The organism is Acinetobacter portensis, assembly GCF_009372215.1.
GTDB lineage: Bacteria > Pseudomonadota > Gammaproteobacteria > Pseudomonadales > Moraxellaceae > Acinetobacter > Acinetobacter portensis.
The window spans coordinates 1-8,928 of the sequence record NZ_LWRV01000115.1 but is presented as its reverse complement, the minus strand read 5'-3'; the positions used below and the strand labels follow the sequence as shown (position 1 = coordinate 8,928).

Here is an 8,928-nt window from a genome sequence, read left to right as displayed (position 1 = left end):
AAATGTCAACAGACCCTAGTTATGAGATTTTTTTGCGGCTTGTTGTTTTTTCAACTGCTGTTGAAGTTGAGCAAGACGGGCATTTAATAATTGAATTCTATGATCCTTTTGATTTAATGCCATTTCCAACTGAGTTACGTTTCTCTGTAATTTAACGGTTTTTTCACGAGATGTCATAACCTTTGATGATAAATCATCGGAAGTTATATTACTTTTCGTGCTTTTTGATGCAGAACCGTGCGCTGAGTTCTGTTCGCTCTGTGCAACTAAACTCATTTCCGCTTGGTTTAATTTGTATTTTGCTGTTCCAGATTGTTTTGTTTGATTGTGATCTATTTTATTTTCAGCAACTTTTTTTGCTTTTTCTTCTGCTGTTGCCTCTTTTAAATTGAGCGTTGCCCCACGTTTTAAGCGGTTAACATCACCTTTAATAAAAGCATGTTCATTGTTGGTTTTAATTTGTTGCATCACTGAGTTTACAGAGCGATTTTGTTGATCTGCAATTTTCGCAGCAATTGCCCATAAAGATTCATTCGTTCTTACAACATGTTTTTCTACATGACTTGTTGAAATATTATTTTCAGTCTTTTTGGATTCAACTTTTTGCTCTTGGGTTTTTAAAGCATCGGTTTTTTTAGCGTCTGTCTTTTGAAGTTCAGTTTTCTTTGTTTCAGCTTTTTGTGGCTCTACTGATTTGACAGCAGGCTTTGCGCTCTTTTTCTCAATTTCACCACTTGCATACTTGTTCACTAATGGATCTGCTGAAATATTAGATTGTGGAATAGGAGGGGCAATTTGAATAGTCTGATCAGGCACTTTTTTAACAGCGTTAGTTTGTGCTGTTACAGGTTTTTTAGGTGTTACTTTTTCTATTGTTTGCTCAGTGTGAGTTTCTTTTGGTGCTTGTTGAGCGTTGGTAGTAGGTGCTGCAGATTGTAGAACAATAGGGGTAGGTGTAGGTGGTAAAGGCGTTGCTGAAATCGTTTTTTGTATTTGAGGTGGAATGTTTTTTGATGGTTCCAGATTTACCATTGGGCGTGTTACAGCAGGAGCTGTATATGCACTACTTGTAGGTAAATTTAAAGCAATGTCTTTTTCATTCACAATCACAATAGGCGTTAATGCATTTTCTTTTGTTGTTGTTTTATTTTGTGTTGGAGCACTATTACGAGCAAGCGGCTTTTTAATTTGCTGTAAACGTGTTGTAGAGCCTTCTTTGATTTTAACAATAATGTTCAATTCAGCATCGGTAATTGGTCTAGAAGATGTAATAGTGATTACGCCTGTTCCATTTGCATTGCGACGTGTGAAAAAGTTTAAATGACCAGGAGGCTGATGTGTCGCACCAATGGACATTAAATCTTCAGCTTTAGCTAAGCTCACTTCAATGGGTGTGTTTATGTCCGATTGACGGAAATTTAATTCGGCATAAAGTAATTCACCTGCACTTGATTGAATAACAGCAGGGTCGACATTGAGCGCATAAATATTTTGTGATGCAATAATTGTTAAAATCGCGATCTTTAATTTGTTATACGTGGTCATATTAGTCTATTAGCTCGGTCACAATCGCAAAGCGGAAATTATAATTATAGATTAGCGATTTGTTGTCTATTTGTAAAACAAATACCGTGAACTGTCATAAAAAAGCCGATCATGAAAGATCGGCTTTTTTAGATTTTTAGTTGCGCTTAAGCACTTTTAAAATCAATTAATATACGAAGCATACGACGTAAAGGTTCAGCAGCACCCCAAAGTAATTGGTCACCCACTGTAAATGCACCTAGGTATTCTTTACCCATATTCAATTTACGTAAACGACCTACTGGAACACTCAAAGTACCTGTTACTGCTACAGGTGTAAGATCTGTCATAGATGCTTCACGCGTATTTGGAACAACTTTAGCCCATTGATTTGCACTACGTAACATATCTTCAATTTCATCAAGCGGCACATCTTTTTTCAATTTCAATGTTAAAGCTTGAGAATGGCAACGCATTGCACCAATACGTACACAATGACCATCAATAGGAACAATTTGTTGATTGCCTAAGATCTTGTTGGTTTCAACTTGACCTTTCCATTCTTCTTTCGATTGACCGCTTTCAAGCTGTTTGTCGATGTATGGAATTAAAGAACCTGCTAAAGGCACACCAAAGTTTGCAGAAGGGAAGCCTTCACCACGTTGAAGTGCTGCAATTTTAGAGTCGATATCTAAAATTGGAGATTTAGGATCATCAAGCAAATCTTTAGTATTGTTATATAAATAACCCATACCATTGATGAGTTCACGCATGTTTTGCGCGCCTGCACCAGATGCTGCTTGATATGTCATTGATGTTGCCCATTCCACTAAATTGTTTTGGAATAAACCACCAAGACCCATCAACATAAGTGAAACTGTACAGTTACCACCTACAAATGTTTTAGTACCATTTACTAAACCATCTTTAATTACATGCATATTCACAGGATCTAGCACGATAATTGCTTCATCATCCATACGTAATGTAGATGCAGCATCAATCCAATAGCCAGCCCAGTTTTCCGCTTTTAATTTAGGGAAAACTTCAGACGTATAATCACCACCTTGGCAGGTAATAATGACATCCATTTGCTTCAGACTCTTAATGTCTGTCGCATCCATAAGTGCTGGGGCAGTTTTACCGCCAAACGCAGGCGCTTTGCCACCTGCATTACTGGTAGAGAAGTAGAACGGCTCAAAATGAGCAAAATCATTCTCTTCAACCATACGTTGCATAAGGACAGAACCAACCATCCCGCGCCAACCGACCAGACCTACTTTCATGTCACTTTGCCTCGGTGCGTTAAAATAAAAAAAGGGGGTTTGAGTGTATCAAAAGAGCACGTAACTGCAAGTGCTACAGAATGAAAACAGCATTTATATTGTGGAATATAACTTGTTTATGTTACATGGAAAATTGATATAAATTTATGAATCAATAAAAAATTAAGAATATAAGAGAAAAGATATGATCTGGATTGAGATATTAGCTGTTGTGGTTGTTTGGTTGAGCTTCTGGTCACTGATTCCTCGAGATGAGTGGTGGTTTCGTGGTGCAGACTTCCCGCGTTTACAAATACTTGTCTTAGGATTTTGTGCATTTGTATTGTTGTTGATTTGGGATTCACCATGGGATATTTGGCGTGAAATACTACTTGTTGCTCTCATTGCAGCCTTGGCATATCAGCTAAAAATGGTATTGCCTTACACCTTTATTTGGAAAAATCAGGTGAAAAAAGTTCGAGAAGGGCAACTTGATCCGAAAAAACAAATTTCAATTTTAGTTTCAAATGTATTAACGCCAAATAAAAAATATGATGCATTAATTTCACATATTAAAACGTATCAACCAGATATTGTTTTGACCTTGGAAACAGATGAAGTTTGGCAAAAAGAGCTTTCAGTTATAGAACCTGATTATCCATATCGAGTTCCTGTTCCTTTAGATAATTTGTACGGTATGCATTTATATAGCCGTTTAGAATTATCAGATACAGAAGTGAAATTTATTTTAAGTGATGAAATTCCATCTATTCATACAACAGTCACTTTAGATTCAGGGAATAAAGTTCAGCTGTATTGCTTGCACCCTAAACCGCCAAGTCCAACCGAAGCAAAAGATTCAACATTACGTGATGCGGAACTTTTAATTGTGGGTGATCAGATTAAAGATTTAGATGAAAGTTGTATTGTGATGGGGGATTTAAATGATGTGGCTTGGTCTAGAACCACACGTTTATTTCAGCGTATTAGTGGTTTATTAGATCCACGCGTTGGGCGTCATTATGTCAACACTTTTCATGCTGATTATCCATTACTACGTTGGTCTTTAGATCATGTGTTTCATAGTACCGATTTTGCTTTGGTAGAAATGAAGCGATTGCCTCATATGGGGTCAGATCATTTCCCTATTTATGTGGTTTTACAAACAGGACGTATATTCGAGAAAATTCAGCAAGAACTAGAACAAACCGATGCAGATGAAGAAAAAGCACAAGCTGCTATTCAGCAAGGAATTGAAAAAACAGAGAAAGAAGAAAAAATTGTGACAGATGAAATTGCGCAGGATTATAAATCTTAAAAGTTAGACTCATGCCTTTGTAGTCAATCTCCTACAAGGTTTTGAGGATTTAGAGGCTAGTTATAAAAGTGGGGGGGCTTATTGTTATTACATCAGCACATGGAACGGGAATGGATAGTCCCACTATGGAAGACCAAGCTGAAGGAAAGACATCAAGGACATGATGTGTGGTTAGGATAGCCAGATATAAAATAAAAAAGATATGAAACAGCACAACCCCATATAGCCCGAGTTTTACAGGATGTAAAGCTCGGGTTGTTGTTTTTAAGGGGGATAAATTTTTAATCCAAATGATTAATATAAGCTTTCTGAACCTTCAGGTCGTGTTTTAAAACGACGGTGAAACCACATGTACTGTGTAGGTGCAATACGAAGTTGACGTTCAATAATTAAATTGGTGCGTGTCGCATCATCAAGTTCATCATCACTTGGTAAATTTTCGACAGGTGGTTCAATTAAAACTTTGTATTTTGGATTAGAAATATCACCATCACGATAGAAATAAAGCGGAATTGCTTCTGCCTTGGTCATTTTTAATAAACGACGATGTGCGGTTACTGTCGCGGCAGGAACACCAAAGAAGGGTGCAATAACACCTTGTTTTAAGCCAAAGTCTTGGTCTGGGCTATACCAAATTGCACGTCCATTTTTTAAATGACGGATTAAACCACGCATATCATCATGGTCAATTTGATGCGTATAAATGGTTGAACGACATCGGTAAATCAGCATATCAAGCAATGGGTTGTTTTGCGGACGATAAACAACATCTGGGTCAAAATATTGTGCGCAAACATAACCGCCAGCATCAAGCAACGTTGAGTGTGTACCTAGAAGTAATGCACCTTTGCCTTGTGCTTGAGCATTTTGAATATGTTCTAAACCTTCAATTTCTACACGACCGTTAAACCATTTTGGGCAGTACCAAGCATTTAATGTTTCAAAAGCGCCAAGCATTTGGTCGATAAACACTTGTTTTGAGTTTTCGAGAACTTCAGCTTCAGACCATTCAGGAAAGCAGAGTTCTAAATTTCGAATTGTGGTTTTACGACGCGATTTTAAATATTTGAAAGCGGTTGAGCCTAATAGCTTTGCAAGTCTATGTTGAATTGACCAAGGTAAAATAGCCAAAATCATCAGGAAGATAATACCCATCCATACGCCCCAATATTTGGGTAATAAAAATGACCATTGAAATTCACCGGGTTTGTAATCTGGCTTTTTACTCATTGCAAAGAGGTAACCTTAAAAATTTTATATAGTTTAACATGAACTGATTATGCAAATAAAAAGACACCTAAACCAAAGGCGTAGATGTCTTTTTATTGACTTGGAATTAAGCTTAGTTGCCTTTGCTTAAGTTCTCAAGTTGTTCCCAGCGTTCTAACTTTTCAAGCAAAAGCTCATCAATTTCAGTTAAACGGTTTGAAAGCTTCATGGCTTTATCTGCATCAGATACAAACATAGAACCATCTGCAAGTTGTGCATTAATGTCAGCTTGCTCTTTTTCAAGTGCTTCCATTTCGGCAGGAAGTTGCTCTAAAGCACGTTGATCTTTATAGCTCAATTTTGCTTTTTTAGGCACAGCAGCTTCGGCTTTTGCGATGGCTTTTTTCACATCACTTTTTTGATCTACAGCAGTTTGATCTGGACGTTGTTCTAGGTAATCTTGGTAACCACCGATGTATTCATCGATATGACCTTTACCGTCAAATACCCAAGTTGAAGTCACAACGTTGTCCATAAATGCACGGTCATGCGAAATCAATAACAATGTTCCTTTGTAGCCACCTAACATTTCTTCAAGTAGCTCTAAAGTCACCATATCTAGATCGTTTGTTGGCTCATCCATTACAATTAAGTTAGATGGCTTAAGCAGTAACTTCGCCAATAGAATACGGTTACGTTCACCACCAGACAATGCTTTTACTGGTGTACGTGCACGTTCAGGTGAGAATAAAAAGTCTTGCAAGTAGCTATAAATATGACGACGGCCGCCATTTACATCTACAAAGTCAGAACCTTCAGAAACGTTATCTTTTACAGATTTTTCTAAATCAAGCGCATTACGCAATTGGTCAAAATAAGCAACCTCTAGCTGAGTACCTGTTTTAACTGTACCGCTATGTTCGAGTTCACCTAAAATCGCTTTAATTAAGGTGGTTTTACCTACACCGTTATCACCGACTAAACCAATACGGTCGCCACGAAGGACAAGAGTAGAGAAGTCTTTGATGATCGGCGCATTATTACCAAAGGTCACACTAAGGTTAGCGATATCAAACACTAATTTACCTGAACGATTGGCTTCTTGCGTTGCCATGTTCACTTTACCTTGTTGTGAACGACGTGCTTTTGACTCTTCACGCAATGCTTTTAAATCACGTACGCGACCTTCATTACGAGTACGACGTGCTTTAATACCTTGGCGAATCCAAACTTCTTCTTCTGCAAGCTTTTTGTCGAATAAAGCATTTTGCTTTTCTTCAGCTTCCATTTGCATGGCTTTAAGTTCTAAGTAACGTGAATAGTTACCTTCGTAGCTACGCAACGTACCGCGGTCAAGCTCGACAATACGCGTTGCAATGCTGTCTACAAATGAACGGTCATGCGAAATAAATAATAATGTTAAATTATTTTGATCGAGTAAGAATTTTTCTAACCATTCAATACTTTCAACGTCCAAATGGTTGGTTGGTTCGTCAAGTAATAAAACGTCAGGTTGAGTGAGTAAAGCACGTGCAAGAAGTACACGACGTTTACGACCACCCGATAAATCTGCAAGGTCTGCTTCTGGATCTAAGCCCATTTTGCTTAAAATAGAGTTAACTTTAGTTTCTAAAGCCCAGCCATCTAGCTGATCCATTTTATGTTGCAAGTTCCCCATGCGGTCACAAGCTTCCATATCACCAAGTACACAAGCATCGCTTGCCTCATGGTAGGCTCTCATTACTTCAGCTGCTTCACCCGCGCCATCGGCTACGATATCGGCAACTTTTCCTGAATCCATGGGTACATCTTGAGCAAGCATGGAAATGGTAATGCCATTTTGTAAAGAAACCTCACCAGTATCTGGTAATAAAGTTCCCTCAATCAGTTTAAGTAAAGTAGACTTACCTTCACCATTACGACCGATTAAACACACTCGTTCGCCACGCTCTAAACTGAAGTTCGCGCCGTCGAGTAAGGCAGGTCCGCCAAACGCAAGCTGGACGTCCCTTAAAGTAATATAGGCCATAATGTTTCCTAAAATCCTACATGAGGAGTGTAAATTGACTAAACAACAAAATCTTGATGAACAGGCGTCATTTTCCGCACCCATTGAAGATTTGCAAGTGCGAATTGCCTTTTTAGATGAATTAGTTGATCAGTTGAATGAACAATTGGTCATTCAAGGTCGGGAACTTGCTGATTTAAAAAAACAAATGAATATTTTGTATCAACGTGTAGAAGCATCAGATATTTCTGATGGAATAGCAGCATTTGATCCATTGACAAACAAGCCACCGCATTATTAATGAGTTTTAAGACATTAACAACTTTTTTGATGAGAGATATATTCTAAGTTTAGAATATAGTTGATCTTTATTGTTGTTATTTGTCGAATAAAACTAAACACAAAAAGACCGTATTTATGAGCCAAAAAGTCATTTTATTTGATCTTGAAGATAATCCGCCTACAGCATCTTTACTGCGTAAAATTATTGAACATTATGCAACGATATATGTGTTTAATTGTAGCGGTAAGTTCGAATTTCCTTTGGGAGATTTGACGGAGTTTTCGAGTTGGGTAAACAGCGGTCAAATTGTCGTATTAGATACGCCTCGAGCTTCACAGCGAGAGTTTGAGTATGCGGTTGTAGTTGGTCAGTTGTTGGCATTATTAGATGCAGACAGCCATGTAGAAGTTATTTCTGCTACCGACAGCAGTGATATGTTGATATTAATGCTACAAAGCTCGAATATCAGTTGTCATCTAATTCAGGTGGAATTAGAAAATAAAGATATAAAATCTGCGAAATATGTCATTCCAAGTATTCAATCTATTATTGAAAGTCCGGACTTAAAGTTAGTAAAGCAGTATTGCGATGCTTTAGAAAAAATGTCAGGTAAGCCAAATAATATTGAAAAGCTTAAAAATTCAATTTTGAATGTATTAAATGTTGAAGCAGAAAAAGCACAGCATTTAATTGGCATGCTCATAAATTTGAAAATTGTCAAAAAATTTGATGAGCAAATTTCATTTCGTAAGAAAGTCTTAAAGCAATGGGCATTGCTCGATTTAGACAATATTGATGAACAACAAAATTCGACTCAATCTACGTCGAATTTTATGGCGCATATCAATACTGAAAAACAAGCTTCAGACCTTACTTCAGATGCGAATGCCAATATTCAAAATGCTCAAAATGGGTTGTTCAAGAACTTCGCAATGATTGATCCTGTTCAATTAGAAGTTGCACGAAAATTACGTGAGCTTAAATCGAATAAACCTAAAGATATTTATGAGTTACGTGACTTATTAGAACAACTTTTTCCGCAATCTAATATTCGTCTGCTTTTAAAAGAGTTGTTGGATAAAGGTTATATTTATTGGAATGGTCATGAAGTTTTATATAGTCATGAAATGTTTTTGAATTAGAGAGATCTTTTGTGAATATTGATGAAATCTTAGGGCGATTAGGTAAGTTTTTCTTTTTTATTTCAACACTTTTTATCGTATCTATTTCGCTTGGTGGGATTTTATATACAGATTCTTTTTCACAGACACTTGGTTTTAATTTTTCACTTTTTGATTTAAATGGGCTTTGTTGCACAAAC

General features: G+C 37.2%; 7 protein-coding genes. 3 read left to right on the top strand and 4 right to left on the bottom strand.

The genetic code is table 11. From position 1 onward, the window contains the following. Nucleotides 1-15: 15 nt before the first annotated feature. Together A6M14_RS13850 and asd are read right to left on the bottom strand one after the other, a co-directional pair. Nucleotides 16-1,545: a FimV/HubP-related protein gene (locus tag A6M14_RS13850; RefSeq protein ID WP_152875839.1), complete on the bottom strand. Its 1,530-nt coding sequence runs from the start codon at nucleotides 1,543-1,545 to the stop codon at nucleotides 16-18. Between the two features lie 146 nt (nucleotides 1,546-1,691). Further along, a complete protein-coding gene (asd, locus tag A6M14_RS13845; RefSeq protein ID WP_152875838.1) occupies nucleotides 1,692-2,810 on the bottom strand; it encodes an aspartate-semialdehyde dehydrogenase in 1,119 nt (372 codons plus the stop codon). A gap of 184 nt (nucleotides 2,811-2,994) precedes the next feature. Here asd and A6M14_RS13840 point away from each other — a divergent pair, with 184 nt between their 5' ends. After that, nucleotides 2,995-4,107: an endonuclease/exonuclease/phosphatase family protein gene (locus A6M14_RS13840; protein WP_152875836.1), complete on the top strand. Its 1,113-nt coding sequence runs from the start codon at nucleotides 2,995-2,997 to the stop codon at nucleotides 4,105-4,107. A 294-nt stretch (nucleotides 4,108-4,401) separates the two neighbouring features. Here the strand turns inward: A6M14_RS13840 and A6M14_RS13835 are convergent, their stop codons facing one another. Both A6M14_RS13835 and A6M14_RS13830 read right to left on the bottom strand, forming a co-directional pair. After that, the gene (locus A6M14_RS13835; protein WP_152875834.1) at nucleotides 4,402-5,337 is read right to left on the bottom strand and encodes an LpxL/LpxP family acyltransferase; all 936 of its coding nucleotides are present in this window, start codon (nucleotides 5,335-5,337) and stop codon (nucleotides 4,402-4,404) included. 112 nt (nucleotides 5,338-5,449) lie between these two features. Continuing rightward, the gene (locus A6M14_RS13830) at nucleotides 5,450-7,345 is read right to left on the bottom strand and encodes an ATP-binding cassette domain-containing protein (protein WP_152875832.1); all 1,896 of its coding nucleotides are present in this window, start codon (nucleotides 7,343-7,345) and stop codon (nucleotides 5,450-5,452) included. 34 nt (nucleotides 7,346-7,379) lie between these two features. On the opposite strand from A6M14_RS13830, the gene A6M14_RS13825 reads away from it, so the two are divergent. Beyond that, a complete protein-coding gene (locus A6M14_RS13825; RefSeq protein WP_152875830.1) occupies nucleotides 7,380-7,625 on the top strand; it encodes a SlyX family protein in 246 nt (81 codons plus the stop codon). 116 nt (nucleotides 7,626-7,741) lie between these two features. Beyond that, nucleotides 7,742-8,749, top strand: coding sequence for a hypothetical protein (locus A6M14_RS13820; protein WP_152875828.1), 1,008 nt, complete (start codon nucleotides 7,742-7,744; stop codon nucleotides 8,747-8,749). The last annotated feature ends 179 nt before the right edge of the window (nucleotides 8,750-8,928 follow it).

Excerpts from the sequence above, each read along its gene's own strand:
- A6M14_RS13850 (WP_152875839.1), bottom strand. The coding sequence starts at position 1,545 with ATGACCACGTATAACAAATTAAAGATCGCGATTTTAACAATTATTGCA.
- asd (WP_152875838.1), bottom strand. The coding sequence starts at position 2,810 with ATGAAAGTAGGTCTGGTCGGTTGGCGCGGGATGGTTGGTTCTGTCCTT.
- A6M14_RS13840 (WP_152875836.1), top strand. The coding sequence starts at position 2,995 with ATGATCTGGATTGAGATATTAGCTGTTGTGGTTGTTTGGTTGAGCTTC.
- A6M14_RS13835 (WP_152875834.1), bottom strand. The coding sequence starts at position 5,337 with ATGAGTAAAAAGCCAGATTACAAACCCGGTGAATTTCAATGGTCATTT.
- A6M14_RS13830 (WP_152875832.1), bottom strand. The coding sequence starts at position 7,345 with ATGGCCTATATTACTTTAAGGGACGTCCAGCTTGCGTTTGGCGGACCT.
- A6M14_RS13820 (WP_152875828.1), top strand. The coding sequence starts at position 7,742 with ATGAGCCAAAAAGTCATTTTATTTGATCTTGAAGATAATCCGCCTACA.